This window comes from Sphingomonas sp. PEI4 (assembly GCF_056679955.1).
Genome location: NZ_JBWXPI010000003.1, coordinates 162,481 through 179,999, shown reverse-complemented (window position 1 = coordinate 179,999; position 17,519 = coordinate 162,481). Strand labels below are relative to the sequence as shown.

13 protein-coding genes are annotated in these 17,519 nt (G+C 59.0%); 5 read left to right on the top strand and 8 right to left on the bottom strand.

Going from position 1 to position 17,519, the window contains the following annotated elements; genetic code table 11:
* Nucleotides 1-444: 444 nt before the first annotated feature.
* The 5 genes from AC1MLZ_RS22015 to murB form a co-directional block, all read right to left on the bottom strand.
* Nucleotides 445-2,082, bottom strand: a complete 1,638-nt coding sequence (locus tag AC1MLZ_RS22015; RefSeq protein ID WP_480962087.1) for a TolC family outer membrane protein — start codon at nt 2,080-2,082, stop codon at nt 445-447.
* Between the two features lie 94 nt (nt 2,083-2,176).
* A complete protein-coding gene (locus AC1MLZ_RS22010) occupies nt 2,177-3,559 on the bottom strand; it encodes an HlyD family type I secretion periplasmic adaptor subunit (protein ID WP_480962086.1) in 1,383 nt (460 codons plus the stop codon).
* A gap of 4 nt (nt 3,560-3,563) precedes the next feature.
* Nucleotides 3,564-5,357: a type I secretion system permease/ATPase gene (locus AC1MLZ_RS22005; protein WP_480962085.1), complete on the bottom strand. Its 1,794-nt coding sequence runs from the start codon at nt 5,355-5,357 to the stop codon at nt 3,564-3,566.
* Between the two features lie 45 nt (nt 5,358-5,402).
* A complete protein-coding gene (locus tag AC1MLZ_RS22000) occupies nt 5,403-6,779 on the bottom strand; it encodes a UDP-N-acetylglucosamine 1-carboxyvinyltransferase (RefSeq protein ID WP_480962084.1) in 1,377 nt (458 codons plus the stop codon).
* Nucleotides 6,710-7,756 (bottom strand): UDP-N-acetylmuramate dehydrogenase, encoded by a 1,047-nt coding sequence (murB, locus tag AC1MLZ_RS21995; protein WP_480962083.1) that lies wholly within the window; start codon nt 7,754-7,756, stop codon nt 6,710-6,712. The genes AC1MLZ_RS22000 and murB overlap by 70 nt, the downstream gene beginning before the upstream one ends.
* Nucleotides 7,757-8,053: 297 nt before the next feature.
* Between murB and AC1MLZ_RS21990 the strand changes: the two genes are divergently transcribed.
* The 5 genes from AC1MLZ_RS21990 (at nt 8,054) to AC1MLZ_RS21970 (ending at nt 12,034) form a co-directional block, all read left to right on the top strand.
* A complete protein-coding gene (locus AC1MLZ_RS21990; RefSeq protein WP_480962082.1) occupies nt 8,054-8,179 on the top strand; it encodes a hypothetical protein in 126 nt (41 codons plus the stop codon).
* Between the two features lie 210 nt (nt 8,180-8,389).
* A complete protein-coding gene (locus AC1MLZ_RS21985) occupies nt 8,390-9,781 on the top strand; it encodes a sugar transferase (RefSeq protein WP_480962081.1) in 1,392 nt (463 codons plus the stop codon).
* Between the two features lie 96 nt (nt 9,782-9,877).
* On the top strand, nt 9,878-10,087 hold the full coding sequence (locus tag AC1MLZ_RS21980) for a hypothetical protein (RefSeq protein ID WP_480962080.1): 210 nt from the start codon (nt 9,878-9,880) through the stop codon (nt 10,085-10,087).
* A 116-nt stretch (nt 10,088-10,203) separates the two neighbouring features.
* A complete protein-coding gene (locus AC1MLZ_RS21975) occupies nt 10,204-10,569 on the top strand; it encodes a hypothetical protein (RefSeq protein ID WP_480962079.1) in 366 nt (121 codons plus the stop codon).
* 163 nt (nt 10,570-10,732) lie between these two features.
* Entirely contained in the window at nt 10,733-12,034 is a 1,302-nt protein-coding gene (locus tag AC1MLZ_RS21970) for a UDP-glucose dehydrogenase family protein (RefSeq protein WP_480962078.1), read from the top strand.
* A 573-nt stretch (nt 12,035-12,607) separates the two neighbouring features.
* Here AC1MLZ_RS21970 and AC1MLZ_RS21965 read toward each other — a convergent pair.
* The 3 genes from AC1MLZ_RS21965 to AC1MLZ_RS21955 form a co-directional block, all read right to left on the bottom strand.
* Nucleotides 12,608-14,593, bottom strand: a complete 1,986-nt coding sequence (locus tag AC1MLZ_RS21965) for a M10 family metallopeptidase C-terminal domain-containing protein (protein WP_480962077.1) — start codon at nt 14,591-14,593, stop codon at nt 12,608-12,610.
* 71 nt (nt 14,594-14,664) lie between these two features.
* A complete protein-coding gene (locus AC1MLZ_RS21960; protein ID WP_480962076.1) occupies nt 14,665-15,021 on the bottom strand; it encodes a hypothetical protein in 357 nt (118 codons plus the stop codon).
* A 1,264-nt stretch (nt 15,022-16,285) separates the two neighbouring features.
* Nucleotides 16,286-17,320 (bottom strand): site-specific integrase, encoded by a 1,035-nt coding sequence (locus AC1MLZ_RS21955; protein WP_480962075.1) that lies wholly within the window; start codon nt 17,318-17,320, stop codon nt 16,286-16,288.
* Nucleotides 17,321-17,519 lie beyond the last annotated feature (199 nt).

The following is a 17,519-nucleotide window of genomic DNA, read 5'->3' as shown; positions in this document are numbered from 1 at the left end:
TTCGAAAGACAAGCTAGAGATACCCGGTTTGGCATCCCCCGCTTTGCCTTGAGCCTGAGTTTCGGGTATTCGCATTCACAAACAGTGAATTTTCCCGGTAGTCTATACGTTAACCACAGTAGAGCTGAAGAACGACCGGTTCTAATTTTGTGCCAGTGTATGCCTTGCGTTATGCTTGCAAGATATGTTGGATATTTGTTATGGCAGCGTAAGGCCTGACCGTACGACAGAACTCATTGATTGATCCCCGACTATAGTTTTACCCGCAAGCAGGTCACTGCGCGGTGGCGATTCTTCAGAGTATTTAGATCATGCGTTATGTGCCGTCAGCCATCACATTGAGGCATTCAGCGATCGTGGGCACCCAACCGAGTGGGCTGGTAGATTCGGAGGAACGTCATCCAATCGGACTTCAATGCTCCTCCAACCATCATGATCGGACGATTATTTCCCGGCCTTGATCTGACCATAGGACTTGCGGGCGGGATCGGGCAGCGGCGGGCGGGGGTTGGGGCTGACTGGCACCGTGGTACCAAGCGTTCCCGACGGTGGGGCGACTTCCGCCGGACGAACGCTAGCATCGGTCGCGGGTGCCAACACCGGAGCGCTACGCGCCACGCCGCTGGGCTTGCTTAGTCGGTCGATCGGCGCCAGAATCGTCTGGAAGGGGCCAAACTGCCGCGCCCGCGTACGACGCAAGTTCGCCGTCTCATCATATACGGGTACGGCCTGATCCATGACCGACGCCTGCAAACGGCCAAGTACCGACAAGAGCCTTACCTGGCTACTATACCGCGAATACCGTGCATTCGCGACGAGAATCTGGGCGTTAAGCAGGCGCTGTTCCGAATCGAGCACCTCGAAGTTCGAGCGGAACCCCTCACCAAAACCACGTCGAACGCCTTCAAGTGCGGAATTTGCCGCACGTACGGCTGTATCGCCCAATTCGAGCTGGTCGCGAGACGCGATGGACTGGTTCCATGCGCCCTGAACGTTGACTTGGACGTTACGGCGCGTCGCTTCGACCAAAAATTCCTGCTGCTGTTGATTGGCGATGGCCGTACGGACACGCGAACCGATCAACCCCGCAGATAGCAATGGAATTGTAAGCGTTGCTCCACCGACGATGTTACGTCCCAAGTCCCGCGTCTGGTAGCTGGTCGGAGTGTTATAACCGAAGGCACCATTGACGGACAGCACGGGTGCCCGTTCAGCGCGGGCGGCAGAGATCTGTGACTTGGCCGAGCGCTCGTTGAGAATGGCTTGCCATAGGGCAGGGCTTTCTTTTTCGGCGACGACAAAAGCCGAATCAAGCGAGGCCGGCAGTCCTGGCAATGCCGGTTCGACGGCCAGCGTAGTCGGATTGCGGCCGACGACGGCAGTGAAGCGCGCTCGGCTAGATTGCAGGTTGGCCTGGGCCTGCGCGAGCTGCGCACGCACCAAGTCGAGCTGTGCCTGTGCCTGCGCGATATCGGTACGGGTCAGATCGCCGCCCCGTTCGCGCGCCTCGGCCTGACGGACCTGCCGCGAATAAGAGTCGACGGACCGCTGCTGGATTGCGACGATTTCTGTATCCCGGCGTACGGAGACATAGGAATCTACCACTTCCTGCAGGATGAGATTCTCGACTTCGCGCAGCCGCTCGCGTGCCGACAGCACGTTCGCCTCGGCCGCCGATACCTGCGCTGCCGTCCGTCCACCGTTCAGAAGGATCTGCGATGCTGAGATCGATGCCCCCATCGAGCGGGCGTTGGTCGGTACGAATTCCCCGAAGAAATTACGCTGTTGCTGTTCGCGGTAGTTGAAATTGCCGATAAGGCTAGCGTTCAGGCGATAAGGTGACGCGGCCTGAATGACCTGCTCGTCCTGCGCTCGCAACTGGGCGCGCTGCGCTTCCAGCTCAGGGTTAGCCCTATAGGCATCGGCGATCGCCACGCCCAGCGTTTCCATTCCATCGACCGGCACCGGCGAGGCGACGGGCGTCGGAGGAATGGATATCTGCTGGGGGGATGTCTTGGCGAACCCAGGCAGCGCGCAAGACAACAGGGCCACCCCGGCCAGCAGCCGACCGTATGTATACATTGAATTCTTCCCCCTTATCCCATGCATTTTCTATCATAGAACGATTCACCGACCAAGCGGCTGCGTAGCCGCCGAGCTGTCGTTGCCGACCGGTTTATCGTTCGTGCAGTGACCGCGCGAATGCCTCGGTCAAGGGATCGAGGAAATATTGCAACGCGGTACGAGCCCGCAGCTTCACCAAGGTCTGAACTGGAACGCCTGGCCGGATGCCGGTGTCATTACCGCGAACTGCGGTGATCTTGGCGATCTCAGAAGGCGGCACGACGATCTCGGCGGTATAATAAGACCGGCCGCTCTGCTCGTCGCGTAGGCTGTCGGCGGACACATTGCGTACCGTACCCAGCAGGATCGGCAGATCGCGTTCGTGCAGCGACAGGAACTTGTCCTCGGCCTGACGCCCTTCGAACACGCCGTCAATATCCGTCGGCTGGAAATTAGCCTTGACGATCAGCGGCACCTTATCCGGTACGATGTCGAGAATCGGCTGGCCTGCCTGAATGACCCCGCCGACCGAGAAGAAGCGCAGGCCGACGACACTGCCTGTGACCGGCGCACGAATGACGGTCCGTTCGAGCTGCTCCTTCGCTGCGAGCCATTTCGGCACCGCTTCGTTGAGCTGGAACTGGGTGTCGCGCAGCAGCATCGCGCTATCCTCAACATATTTGCGCGACGTCTGGATCACCTGTTCGCGGGTCTGACCGATCTGCTCACGCGCGGCCGCTGCGCGCGAGGCATATTCGGCATCCGACCCCTGCAATTGCTGGATCGACCGCTCGATCGCACGAACCGAGTTGCGTGAGACATAGCCTTCGTCGGCCAGCTTTTGTGTGCTGGCAAGTTGTTGCTGGAGCGAAGCGCGCTGTTGCGCGCTTGCGTTCGCCTGCGCTGAATAGCCGGTCGATTGGCGTGCGACTTCAGCCTGCTGCTGACGCAATACCGCAGTATTGGACGCGAGCGAGTTGGATCGCGCGGATCGTTGCGCCAATTGCAATTGCTTGGAATGTTCGACGAGCGCGCGATCGTCACCGGTCGCGGTTGCGAACGACGCCGGCCAGACGATCGGCGTACCGCGAATATCGGATTCGAGCCGCGCCCGCTGTGCCTGAAGATCAATGACGGTACCCGCCAGTGCCCGCTCGGAGGCTGCGACTTCGGCGCCCTTTAATTGGAACAGCACCTGCCCGGCTTTGACATGTTGTCCGTCATGGACGTTCACCGCGTCCACGATGCCGCCGTCACGGTGCTGTACGGTCTGGCGATTTCCCGAAACCGCTACCTGGCCATCACCCATCGCTGCAGCATCCAGACGCGCGAAAGACGCCCAACCCAACAGGACGACGAAGAACAACACGCTGATGACGACGCCGATCCACATCGAACGGCGCGGGGAATCGTCCAGTTCAAGCCGTTCCGCCAAGCCGCGCGGTGCCGGGATCACCTCTTGCAAGCCTTCGGTCGATAGAGCCATTCTGTTCATTATCTTACCCTTCTGCCCGCGGCTGGCCTGAACCGTGCTGATCGGATTGATGCTCGTCGCCCAGTCGCTCAGTCTGCGGGGGTGCCTCGGGCGGAGCGTCTACCGAGGCCGGACGGACTATCTTGCTGCGGTCGTCGAACACCTGGATGACACCGTCGCGCAATAGCATGACTTTATCCACTGCCTGCAACAATCCGGTCCGGTGCGACGATACGAACACGGTCGCACCTTGTTGACGCAATTCGCCTAGCGTCGCCATCAGGCGGGCTTCGCCAGCCATGTCGAGATGGGCGTTGGGCTCGTCGAGAATCAGTATCTTTGGACTACCGAACAAAGCGCGCGCCAGCGCCACGACCTGCCGCTGGCCGGCGGAAAGGCCGCCGCCTTCGCGCACCACCAACTGCGTGTCATACCCATTGGCGAAGCGCAGGATAAGCTCATGGGCGCCCGCCATCTGCGCCGCCATCACGACCTTGCGGTCCAATTCATCGCCTGCTTGCTCTTCGAAGCCACGGAATCGTGAGATGTTGCCGTGAACTGACGCCGGAAACAATGTGGGCGTCTGCGGCATGTAGCCTAGGTGACGTCCCAGTTCCTCTCGGTTCCAATCCGCCAGTCGGGCATCGTCGATCCGCACCTCGCCCTCATCCGGCTCCAGGCCGCCAGCCAGTACGCGTAGCAGCGTCGATTTCCCGGCACCGCTCGGTCCGACAAGCGCAACGATCTCGCCGGGGTTGATCGTAAAATTGAGGTTTGACAGCAGTTCCCGATCACTGCCGGGGGCTCGAACCGTTAGATTGCGTACGTCGATCTTGCCAACGGGGGTTGGCAAGCTGATCGGCGGCACGGTCACATCAGGCAATTGGCAGAAGGCATTGAGCCCCTTGTAGGCATTCTGCGCATTCAGGACGTTCTTCATCGCTGCCAGGATTTGCTCAACCGGTTGCAAGGCACGGCCAAGAATCAGCGACGCCGCGAAAATCGATCCAGCCGAGATGCTTTGATTAATCGCCAGATAGGCGCCGAGCCCGAGCGCCGCGGACTGGAGCAGCATGCGGAGGAACTTGGTCAACGCCAGGAACATACCTGACGTCGAAGCGACGTCGCCTTGCCGACGGACGATGTCCGCACGTTCTACCAAATGGCGGGTAACCAAGGCGTTGCGCATGCCGAGTGCCCGCGCGACTTCGGATGCCTGGATAGAATAATCTTGACTGCGATAGGAGGCGGTCGAGCGCTGCGCTGCTTCGCCCAACTCTCGGCGTGTTACCAGGTCGCTGATGACAGCGAGCCCGATAAGGATGATCGAGCTGACCAAGGCCAGAAGCCCGATCAGCGGGTGTAGAAGATATGAGATGATGATGTAGATCGGTGCCCAAGGCGCATCGAACAGCGCGACGATTGCGGGTCCGGTCAGAACTCCGCGCAACGTGTCGAAATCGCGCATCGCCTGGGCGCGCTGCATCGGCGATGCCGCGTTGGAACCAAGGATGCGATGCAGGATGTTTGATGCCGCTAGTCGCTCGAGCCGGATGCTCGCCCGCATCAACAGACGCATCCGAACCGCGTCGAGCAGCGCAAACACGACCAGCGACACCGCCAAGATCAGCGACAACATCAGCAACGTTGCCGTACCACGCGTCGGCACCACCCGGTCGTAAACCTGAAGCATGTATATCGACGGTACGAGATACAGGATATTGATCAGGCCGGAGAACGCGCCTGCAAAGATAAAATGTTTCCGGCAGGCACGCAGCGCGGCCCGCAACGGATTGGTATCGTAAAGCTGGTCGATCACAGTGTGTTGATCCCGATCGTTCGATATGACGATATTGAAAGACAGCTAATCGCTATACGTTAGATTGGCATTAAGCGAGCGCGCCTTTGCCACGAACTTGTCATAGCCGCGCTCGATCTGCCAAGAATCGGTGATCCGTGTTTCACCGTCAGCCACCAGACCCAGCAGCGCCAGCGCGGCACCGGCTCTGAGATCGAGTGCGCAGACCGTCGCGCCGTAAATGTTCCCAGTACCATGAATGTGAGCCGCACCGTCGCGGATTCGACTGCCGATCCCCATTTTAGCGAATTCGTCGAGATACCCATAACGGCCTGCGAAGCGAAGATCGACTATCCTTGATTCGCCGCGAGCACAGGCGCCCATAGCCGCGAACAACGGCTGCATGTCGGAGTTGATGCCGGGGTAGGGGCCCGTGCTGATCTCGACCGGATAGGGGCGACCAGGAAGGACGGTGGCGATGTCGCCGTCGATAAACAGCTTGGCACCGCTTTCTCGCAGGAAGATCAGCGGTACCTCCAGGTCGCGCGCTGGAAAGTCGTGGATTTCGATCTCGCCACCGGTGATGACCGATCCGATCAGCCAAGTCATCGCCTCCATGTTGTCCGGCATGACCCGATGGGTGATGCCGGCAAGCTGTTCGACACCCTCGATCTCGATGCTTTCTTGGCCGTAGACAATGATCGTTGCGCCCATTTTCTGCAGAAATTTACACAAATCAAGAATTTCTGGACGGATATGCGGGTTCCACAATCGCGTTTTGCCCTTGGCCAGACTAGCGGCGATCAACGCATTCTCAGTCGCACCGGTCGAGCGCATCGGCAGTACGATCTCGGCACCAACAAGGCCGTTCGGTGCCTCGGCAAACAGGCGTTCGCCCTCATACCATACTTTCGCGCCGAGCTGCGTCAGCACCATCTCGTGCAGGTCGGTCTTGCGTTCGCCCAGGTCGCAGCCCCCCGGGATCGGCACACTGCCGGCACCCGTCCGCGCGACCAACGCACCAAGGATAAGCAGCGTGTTGCGGATCGACCGCCCTCCCCAGACAAGGTTGTTCACCGGCGCCGTCGCCTCTTCGATGCAAAGGGCGCCATCGGTCAGCGTGCAGCGTTTGCCGAGTGCCTCAAGCATGCCGACGTGGACGATCGCATCGAGCAGCGCATCGGGATAATTGTCGAGGACGATCCGCTCGGCGGTCAGCAGCGATGCAGCGAGCAGGCGCAACACGCTGTTCTTCGCACCGCTGACGCGTACCTGGCCGCTGAGGCGCGAGCGCGTCACATTAAGGAAACGAGTGCGCGGCGCAGCGGTGTTTCCATCGGTTGAGAGGTCGGATGGATTGGCAAAAACAGCCGTCATGGTCGTGTGTCCTGCCCGAAAACGTCGGAGAAGAGAGGCGGCCCGACAATCTCGTGTGCGGGGCACAATGTGCCGTTGCTCGCCAGATGGCGGACCTCAGCGTCCATCGCGATGCCGGTTAGGTCGTGGACCCGGCGCCGTGCGAGACCGATCAAAGCCAACACATCGGCCGAACGGGCATGGCCCGTGTTGACGATGAAATTAGCATGATCGGTGGAAATCTGTGCATCGCCGATCGCAAAGCCTTTGAGGCCGACCCGCTCGATCGCCGCTCCCGGCGGGCCGATCAGATCGTAGAGCGCCGGATCACTGACGAAGACCGAGCCGCAATTAGCCCGTATTCTCGGAAATTTGGCGCGCCGCAATGCGAGGATGACGAGCGCTTCGCGTCGCAATGCTGCGGGATCGCCCGTCGGAAAACGAAAGCGTGCCGACACGGCGATCGCGCCGTTCGTCTGCAGGATTGACGTACGATAGGCATAGCCGAGTTCGCTTGCCATAAACCGACGAGGGTTACCGCCTCGCTCGACGACATCGACCGACTCGACGTGTTCGCCAATGCCGCACCGCTGGCTGCCGCCGTTCATCGTGACCAGACCGCCCAGCGTGCCGGGAATGCCTATGGCATGGGTTGCCCCAGCCATGCCGTGCGCTATTACCCGCCGGACAAAGCTTGGTACCCACAGACCGGCGCCAGCGGTGACGATGCCATCGTCGTCAACCGAGAATTCATCGAAGGCGCGTCCGATCCGGATGACGACACCGCGAAATCCCGCGTCGTCGAACAACAGGTTCGACCCGTCGCCGATCACCACATAGGGTACGCCCGTCTCGACGACGGCAGCGAGGATAGCGCCAAGCGCTGCACTGCTTGCGGGGGTGATGACCAGATCGGCGGGTCCGCCGATGCGCCAGCGACCGAGCGTCGCCAGCGACACGTCGCGCTGCCATGATCCGGACGCTGCTCGCGCAATCGTGGCAAGCGCGGTGCGATGGGACGACCGCCGGACAGGCGGTGCTTCCGCTACAATATCATCTAACATGCCTTGCCGTCATCCTGCAGAACTGTCCGGGTAGGGGGCATGACCCTGTGGCGCGTTACGCTCGATCTGCCAAACGCATGGATACCGGAAGAATGTGTGGAACCCATAATAGAACCGTAATTGATAAAGCGCTCGTGCAGCGCTGGGAGGATCACTTTGGCGGGGACGGCGTTAACCCTCCGAGAAAAAAACTTAAATCATGCCCGAGGTGCACTTTACAGAACAATCCTTATTTGCAATGTATCAATTTGGGACATCGGCGTAGACCGATAATCGCTACGAGAGGATTTTTGTCGGATGGCCGCTGCCAAGATAGATCGCAAGCACGAAGATATCATTTCCGTCAAGTCCGCCTACGCGCTGGTCGGCTCGCTACTCGTCGGGTTGGTACTATGGGGCGGCGCGATCGCTTTGGTGATCTGACGTCCGGGCGGACGGCACCAGCTTTCGGTTTGCTTTTTAACCATCGTCGTATTTTGCGAATGCGGCGTCGTCAATCAGCCGTGAGCATCGTGTGGCGTTATGTTTCTCAACACTTCCTATACGTACTAGCCCTAGTCGGGCGTGATAGCCTATGGCAGACGTCTTTACGCTGCCATGCGCTTGTCATCGCGCGGATTAGGAGGATATGCTGTGAAATCAGGACGCGAGATCGGAAAGGACTTCGCCGTCTTGCATCATCAGCCCACGCCAAGGCGTCGCGACGAAACCCGCCTTTTGCTCTATGTTGTACTGGTCATATTGGACGTGATCGCGGTGATCGGCGCGTTCGAACTTGGCGCTTTCATACGCTACGGCCATTTTGGCTGGTATTCGGCGATGGATGCGGTTGTCGTGACGCTGCCGGTCTATGTCATCGCCGCGTTCAACAACGGCGCTTATTCTATCGATGTGCTGCGCCGCGCGCGCGTCGGGATCATGCGATCCACATGGGCGCTGCTATTTGCGTTCGGCAGTTTTCTATTCGTCTCCTATTATTTCCGGTTGGCGCAATTCGAACCGCGAAGCGCCAGCAGCATCGGCATGGCAGGCAGCTTCCTGCTGCTCGTGGCGTTCCGATCGCTGCTTGGCCGGATAATCGGAAGGGTTCTCGGGCATAGCCTGACGTCCGATCTGATCCTAATGGATGATGTCATCGTAACAGTCCCGCCCCATTATCACATTCTGCACACAACCACTGCCGATCTGCGCCCTAACATTCAGGATCCCATGATGCTCGACCGGCTGGCTCGGCATCTGCGCGGGATCGATCGCGTTGTCGTCGCCTGCCGCCCCGAAAAGGAGCGCGAATGGGCAATGTTGCTCAAAGGCATCGGCATTCCTGGTGAAATTCTGTCGAACGAATTCGATGAGGTCGGTGCGATCGGCGTTGGCACTTTCGACGGCCGCTCCACCTTGCTCGTTGCTACCGGACCCCTTAGCGCCCGCAACCGAATTATCAAACGCACCTTCGATCTGGTCATCGCCGTACCTGCCCTAGTTATCATGCTGCCAATTTTTCTTGTCGCGGCGATTGCCATCAAGCTCGACAGCCCCGGTCCCATCTTTTTCCGTCAAAAGCGGGTCGGCCGTGGCAATGCTCTGTTCGAGGTTTTCAAGTTCCGGTCGATGCGAACAGAGCAAAGTGACGCCAGCGGCAGCGTGTCCGCTTCGCGTGACGACAATCGCATCACTCGGGTCGGACGCATCATCCGCGCGACGAGCATCGACGAACTGCCGCAATTGCTCAACGTCCTATTCGGCTCGATGAGCATCGTCGGCCCGCGGCCCCATGCGCTCGGCTCGCTTGCCGGTCAGCAATTGTTTTGGGAAGTCGATGAGCGCTATTGGCATCGCCACACGCTCAAGCCAGGCATCACCGGCTTGGCACAGGTGCGGGGCTTCCGTGGCGCCACACATCAACGCGATGACCTGACGCTCCGATTACAGGCGGATTTGGAATATATTCTGGGCTGGTCGGTAGTGCGCGATTTCGCGATCCTGATATCTACCGCGCGTGTAGTCATCCACCGCAACGCTTTTTGACATCCACGCACATGCCTCCGGGCTAATTGTCAGTTAACGACGCTTTAGCCAATTCTCCGCACGCTGCTTTAATCATGCCGGCTTCATGGATTGGGTATGGCACAACTGGCATCTCTTCCGCAGGCGGTCGAACCGCTATCCCTCGACGGCGATTCTCTCACCGGTGATCACATCGGCTTTGACGCTTGGTTGCTGCCGCCAGAAAGCCCGAGCCGCCTAGAGCGCGCGATCCACGCTGGCTCTGTTGCCGCCGGCCCGGTGGCCTTTGTCGTAGCACTTGTCTGCGTCCTACGCTGGATCGTCTGAGGCCCATTATGCAATCGGCAACTGTCATAGATCCCTTGCGCTGCCGGCGTGGGGAGGCAAGAGCAGAGGTCGCCCGCCCGAGCACCGTTCGGGCTGGCAACGCGCTGCCGCGTGACGTGACCGTAGAAGATTTGTCGCAAGCCGGCTTTTCGTTCACTAGTTGCGTACTGATCCCGGTCGGCACTTCCATTCGAATCGGCCTGGCCGGTGCGGGAAGAGCGTGCGCACAGGTCGCTTGGCACAAGGGCAAGCGTCATGGCTGCCGCTTTTACACACCCCTGACCGCCGCGCAGGTGGACGCCGCATTTAGCCAGTCTCTCGAAGCTTCGATCACGCGGCTTGGGTCTGCTGTGATGTCCGACGTCGTGCAAGAGACCCCAGCGAACCTTTCACCGGCTGCCCGGTTCGCAGTGATGATGGGATCAGGCCTTCTCGGCTGGACGATATTCGCGCTAGCGATTCGAAGCTTATTCTTTTTCTGACTATCCCATACCCGCCTCGCCTCCATCATTTCCCGTTCCCCAGTACACAGGCCCGGCTTGAATGTGTCAGTAACTGACAAACCTTCTTGTCAGTGCGGGTCGCCTTCCTCTAGTCACGCTCCATCGGCGCATTTCGTCCGCCGTTCTATTGGAGATACTGGCTTTGCGCATCACCATGATCGGATCGGGCTATGTCGGCCTAGTGTCGGGCGCCTGCTTTGCGGATTTTGGCCATGACGTCGTCTGCATCGACAAAGACCAGCGCAAGATCGACGCGCTGCATCAGGGCAAGATGCCGATCTTCGAACCGGGTCTCGACGATCTCGTCGCGACGAACGTAAAGGCGGGACGACTGACGTTCGGTACCGACCTAGCCCAGGGTGTGGAAGGTGCGGATGCGATCTTTATCGGCGTCGGCACGCCATCGCGTCGAGGCGACGGCCATGCCGACCTCAGTTACGTCTATGCCGCAGCCGAGGAAATTGGCCGTGCAATCAACACCTATACGGTGATTGTCACTAAATCGACCGTCCCGGTTGGCACCGGTGACGAGGTTGAGCGCATCATTCGCGCCGCCAATCCGGAAGCCGAGTTCGGCGTCGTCTCAAACCCCGAATTTCTGCGCGAAGGCGCAGCGATCGACGATTTCAAACGGCCCGACCGTATTGTTATCGGCTCGGAGGACGAGCGCGCAACCGAGGTCATGCGTCAGGTCTATCGGCCGCTGTCCATTAATGCCGCACCGATTCTCGTCACCGGGCGCCGTACCGCCGAGCTTATCAAATATGCTGGCAACGCGTTCCTCGCGACCAAGATCACCTTCATCAACGAGATCGCCGATCTGTGCGAGAAGGTCGGTGCAGATGTTCAGGACGTCGCGCGGGGCATCGGCCTCGACAAGCGTATCGGAGCAAAATTCCTTCACGCCGGCCCGGGTTATGGTGGCTCTTGCTTTCCCAAGGACACGCTGGCACTGCTCAAGACAAGCCAGGATTACGACGCGCCGCAGCGCATCGTTGAGGCGGTGGTTGCAGTCAACGACAACCGCAAGCGCGCTATGGGCCGCAAGATTATCGCTGCAATGGGCGGCGATGTGCGTGGCAAGACAGTCGCGGTGCTCGGTCTGACCTTCAAGCCCAACACCGATGATATGCGCGACAGCCCGGCGATCGCGGTCATCCAGGCGTTGCAGGATGCCGGTGCCAAGGTGCAGGCGCATGATCCTGAGGGCGTCGAGCAGGCCAAGCTCGTACTCCAGAACGTCGACTATCGCGACGGTCCGTATGAGGCGATCGAGGGCGCAGATGCGGTTGCCATCCTGACCGAATGGAACGCCTATCGTGCACTCGATCTTAAGCGTGTGAAGTCGTTGCTTAGCGCGCCGATCATGATCGACCTGCGCAATGTCTATAATCCCAAAGAAATCGAGGCTGCCGGCTTCTCCTACATAGGTATCGGCCGTTAAACGATGTCCACCCCCGTCACTGGCGTGGCGGGGGCATCGGACATACAAATCTTTACGATCTACTCACCTAAGGTGAGCAGATAACCGATCATTCCTTACATGCAATTGAGCGATGCAACCCGAGCCAAATGGACTTCCTTCCTGATTGACAGACTGGATCTGCGGGATGTACGCGCTGCACGATTCAGGTGGCTTCGGTCTGGTTTCATATCACCACGGTCCGCGTCTTAATCTTCTCATGCGTTCGCATTGTAGGATCGACACCATGACGAATCTTGATGAAGATCAGATCTTTAAACCCAGCTGTTGAATACGATTACCGTAATTACGGATCAGGCCATCGCGCGACCAGTACTAATCGCTCGCTCTTCAGCGCGTAATCAATGAAATCAGATGGCAAGGCGTTTAGCACCTCTGCATGATGAGGCAGCACTTTTCTAGCATGCTAGTCGGATCGAATTCTGTGTTGCGTTGAATATTCTACGCTTATGCACCGCGAGCTTGCCATAAACTATGTCGGCGCGAACGTAAAAGCAAAATCGGGGCAGGAATCGGTCCTGCCCCGATCATAGATCAGAAATGTAATGCACTGGTGCCTATAGCAGACCCAACATTGCTGTAGACGTAATATTCGATACCGTTGTTAGTGACTACACCATCATATTCTAGCGCGGTAGTGCCATTAAACGCCACGCTACCGCCTGCACCTGGCAAGCCCAGGCGGCCGTCGCTGCCGAAGGTGATCCTGCCGTCGTTATTGCCGTCTTCTAGCTTGGTTGTCGTCACCAGCACATCGTTGCTGGTAAAGCTGACAATGTCGCGTCCCAGCCCAGCAACCGGATTGGCGGTATCAAAGAAGAATACATCGGTGGCGCTGACGGTGGACCGCCCACGGATCACGTCATCACCCAAGGTGCTTTCATACACCTTCTGACCGCTGGATGCGACCGGACGGACACGCAAATCCCCATAATAGAATATGCTATCGATGTTGCCCATGAGCCGTAGACCGGTGCCGCCCTGCGCACCGACCAGTTCCACACGGTCACTGTCCGTGCCATCGAGCGAAAGCGTACTTTTGCTCCACGTGATGATGCCGTCGCGATTGGAGTCGTTTATCGCCTTGGTCGTAGCTAGCACGTCACCGCGTTGCCAGTCAGTGACACGATCTGATCCCGATTTGCCGCCCGAACGCAACTCGAACACGTCGCGCCCCGCCCCACCGGTCAGCACGTTGGCAACCTCGTTGCCAATGATGCGGTCGTTGCCGCCCCCGCCGATCGCATTTTCAATCACCGCGCCATAAGCAATCGAGACGTTATCAGTGAATAGGCCGTCCTTCAGTCCGAGTTGGTCTTTAAGATCTTCGTAAAAAGCGTAGGTTGCCTGGGTCCGAGGCGCGAAGCCCAAGGCAGCCCGATTGGCGTTGACCTGCTCCAGCGTCAAGAATTCTTGAATCCCACCGCCCGACGAGAATGCACCTTGGTTCAGATCAATCACTGACGGCGTATTCCATCCGGAAAAGTCGAGCGTGTCGGTGCCGTCTGCATCCCAGATCGCGACGATCGGGCGGGTGTTGAGCGAAAAGTCGTAAACCGCGTTGCCCGCTGTGGCATTGAAGCCGTAGACGGTGTTGCCGGTCCGCGTGGTCTGGTCGACCCCATAGATCTTCTGGATCGCGACGATATCGTGAATCAGCGGCGTCGCTGCATAGGCAAAGTTGAGCAGCGAGAAATCGATATGCTGCGCGCCCGTCTCATAGGCGTCGAAATAGCTCATGATGCTGTATTGACGCGAATCCTGCGCATAGAAGGCATCGTTGGCATAGGTGATCGGATCGGGCTCGCCGTCACCGTCATTGTCGTCGAGCGCATCATAATCGCCGGGATGGCTGAGGCCGATCGCATGACCAATCTCGTGTATCATCGTCGTCTGCGCATAGTAGCTGGCGAGCAGCGGCGAGAAATTCGACGCGACGCCGCCATCGATCCAGACGTCACCACCCAACCGGCCAGTGTCTTCATATCCGTCCGCTAGGCTTTCGGTATCATAGATGTCGCCGAACGGTAGATAGGCATAGGCCTGTGCACCGCCGGTCGCGGTATTGCCGAAGGTGATGTCCGCCGAACCCGACTTAGTCTGCTGGAACGAGATCGCGACGAGGTCATCCCACAGCGCCATGGAACGCTGGGCGAGCTCGGTCTGACCGGCGTTGAAGGCACCGAAGCTGAAATATTCGCTGTAGGCCGCGGTGCCAGCGATATTGACGTAATAGCTATTGGCGAGCTCGTCCTGGTTCAGCCAGAAGCCATAGTTGAGCACACCATCGTTCAGTTCGCCGTAATTGTTAGTGTACCAGTCATAACCGCTGCGGTTGAGATATTCGCCAACCTGCGTAGCGCTCCAGATCGGCTTGTCGGCGAAGGTGCTGCCTGCCTTGGGGTCGAGCGATGCGGCAACGGGGTTGGGACCGTTATCGTCTTGGTGTTGAGTCAAACCAGCCGCGCACGATGCGCATGCACAGCCATAAGTGCCTACAGCGTCGAAAGATCCGTCCATGCTTATTCTCCCTGTTGTCATGGTAACCCACCCGGCGTTATGGATTTTCAGCCGCCACGCTCGGGCAGATTTTATTTCGACCGCCGGCCTTCTTCGAACCGATGCGGCAGAATACGGGTGAGAAGGTCGTCCACGGCCGCCCCGGGTGCGGTAGCATCCCAGGCAACAGCGTAGCGGGCGGGTCCTTCGGCCTCGTCGATCTCGACCGCGCGGTGCGCCAAAGCGACTAGGCTGCGACCGTCATTGGCGGGCGTAATAGTAAGAATGACGGTAGCGCGATCAGTTGGCGCCGCACCGGTGGCCGGCTCTACCGGGATCGCGGTATGCACGCGCGCGGCATTCCGGATGGCATTGCACAGCTTGGCATCCAAGCCGGCCGAGCAGCTGAGGACAATCCTCGACACACCACGCCAGAGCGGGGACGGCATGCCTTGCGCCATCGCGCCTGTCGAAGATATGGCTATCGTCACCCCGGACATCATAACCGAACCCAGCACGTATTTGCCGCTCCTAGCTTGTGGTTAACGATGCTGACACCATCGCCGGCCAAGTCAACATCATGAGGGTACTCTATTGGCGTGATGACGGAATTTTTATGTTTTTACTGGATCGATCCTGTCAATTGCAGGTGGGCTGGGTTGAAAACCGGTCTTGCCGATCCGCACGTGTTGCCATGTCGATCATGGCAGCTTCTGGCGATCGGCGCTTGGACGCCGATTTGGCACCTATTCTTGCCCTGTGTCTGGTGACGACATATCTGGACGCCTGAATCCTCCCGTTGTCGCGCGATCATTCAGAAGGTTGGCTCCCGTCTTTGCAGCGGTTACGACGGCCCTGATCTTCATTGCGATCGCGACGACAAGAACCGAGCGACATAGCCCGACAGCCGCCAAGCTTCGAAACATGTCCAGCGGCCCGTAAGGATCGTCGGACATACGCTACCTGCGCAACAGGCACCGCTTGACGTACCAGCACCAGGTCTATCGGCCACCACATCCATACTGCCATCCGGCCCAACGGGCACGGGTCCCGATAACGTTATGCGATCGCAAGTTCCGAACACCGCACGCAAGGCGAGGCGGGTTCGGGAATCACGCCCTCGCGCCCTGCGGTACCAAGGGCGTTCGCCGTCATACCGCACGCGACGCCGAGAGCCACGGCCCTTGCATCAACTGAAACTGGTGAGCCGTCATCAACGCCAGTCAAACCTCGTAAGGGCGCCCAACCGGAGTTCGCGCTCGCGTCGACACGTATGGCGGATGCGCGAGCTCTACCGACACCCCGAAAATCACACCTTTGTCCCTACGGCGCGCCCGCCTGGACGGCATATACGATCGCCGCGGCGGCAATGATGCGAACAGGCCGTGTATCGATCATTGATGCAGTCAATCGACCATCTATCGCAACATTAGATCGCCGGGGCCTCCTGCCCCATCGCCAAGGCGCCGCTTATGGCAGCAATCCCAGGATTAAACGTCCAACCTCCAATATTTGGCACCGCGAAGGCATTTCCCCACACCTGTAATTGCCGACAAACCGGTCTAATATCGCCGTCACGCAACGTGTCGACATGTCTATTTGTCGATATGTCTCACGGTCGACATGTCGATGATAAGGACAGGTTGCGCGTGGAAGCTGCAACTAAAAGGGCGGCCATCGCCTTGATGATATAATACGTGTATAGTCAGTCTCTTACAAAAAGCGTTGGCCCGCATGATCTTTGAATAACTCCGCATTGCGAACATAGTCGGCCAGCACTTGCACCGACTTATGACGGCTGACTTCCTGAAGCTTAAAGATCGTCGCGCCTTGCGACGCGCCCTCGGTGAGAAACCCCGCGCGTAAAGAATGCCCCGCGAATTGTGTCGGATCATAGCCGGCAGCGGCTGCATGATGCTGGACCAAGCGGGCGATCGCACGGTCGGACATAGCGGTAGCGGTCAAAGCGTCGAGCCGCGACAATCGGCGGAAAAGCGGTCCCTTGGCATGTCCCGCCGCAGCCATCCAGGCAAGAAGAAGCGCTTTTGGCCGAATACGCGACCCCTCAGGGATGGCAATAACGATACCTTGACGCGTCTGATCGGTCTTCGAGTGCGCAATGGTTACCCTCAACCCTTCGGGTACGATCCCGATATGCTCGACCTGAAGCGCAACGATTTCAGAGCGCCGCAAGGCCGCGGCCATGCCGATCGAGAGGATGGCGCGATCGCGCAGCGCCCTCAAACCTTCGCCTTCAATCGCGGCCAGCATATTGCGTAGCGCGGCCGCATCGGCGGGACGTTTCTGGTGTTTGGCACCGCCGTGTTCCATGCGGATGCCGGCGAGCACTTCGGCCAGACGTCCCGCGGTCGGCATCGCAGTTGGCGCCGGATGCCCGCCGGCGCGATGATGATGCCCGATCGCCGCAACACGCCGGTTGATCGTCGACGGATTGAGCCCGGCGGTTGCCTGGTCGCTGGCAAAGACCGCGACGATGTCGGGCGTTGCTGGCAGCGACACTAGGCCGTGTTGCGCGCACCATGCCGTGAAGATCGCCCAATCAGACGCATACGCGCGGCGCGTGGCGATTGAGCGGGCCGCTTTGGCGTAGGCGGCCGCGCGCTCGATCTTTTCCTGAAGGATCGCCGGCAACATCGGTTGATCGGAATTCACGGTGATGAGCGCGGTTGGCGACTGTGCGAGGTCCGGATCGAGCGGCATCGGCTCGGAGGTGTGTGAAGCGACCATATAAGAGCGTGTGCCACGCTCGGTTTCAGCGCGCCACCCCTGTGTCCGAGAATGACACTTATCGGACACACCCCCCAATAGCTTCGGTTTTCGATCATTCTTAGTTTAAGTAATCCCACTGACCCAAATAGACAACGGGCTAAATGGCTAGATCCATACATGGTATTGTATCGTGTGATCCATGTAGGATCACATATAA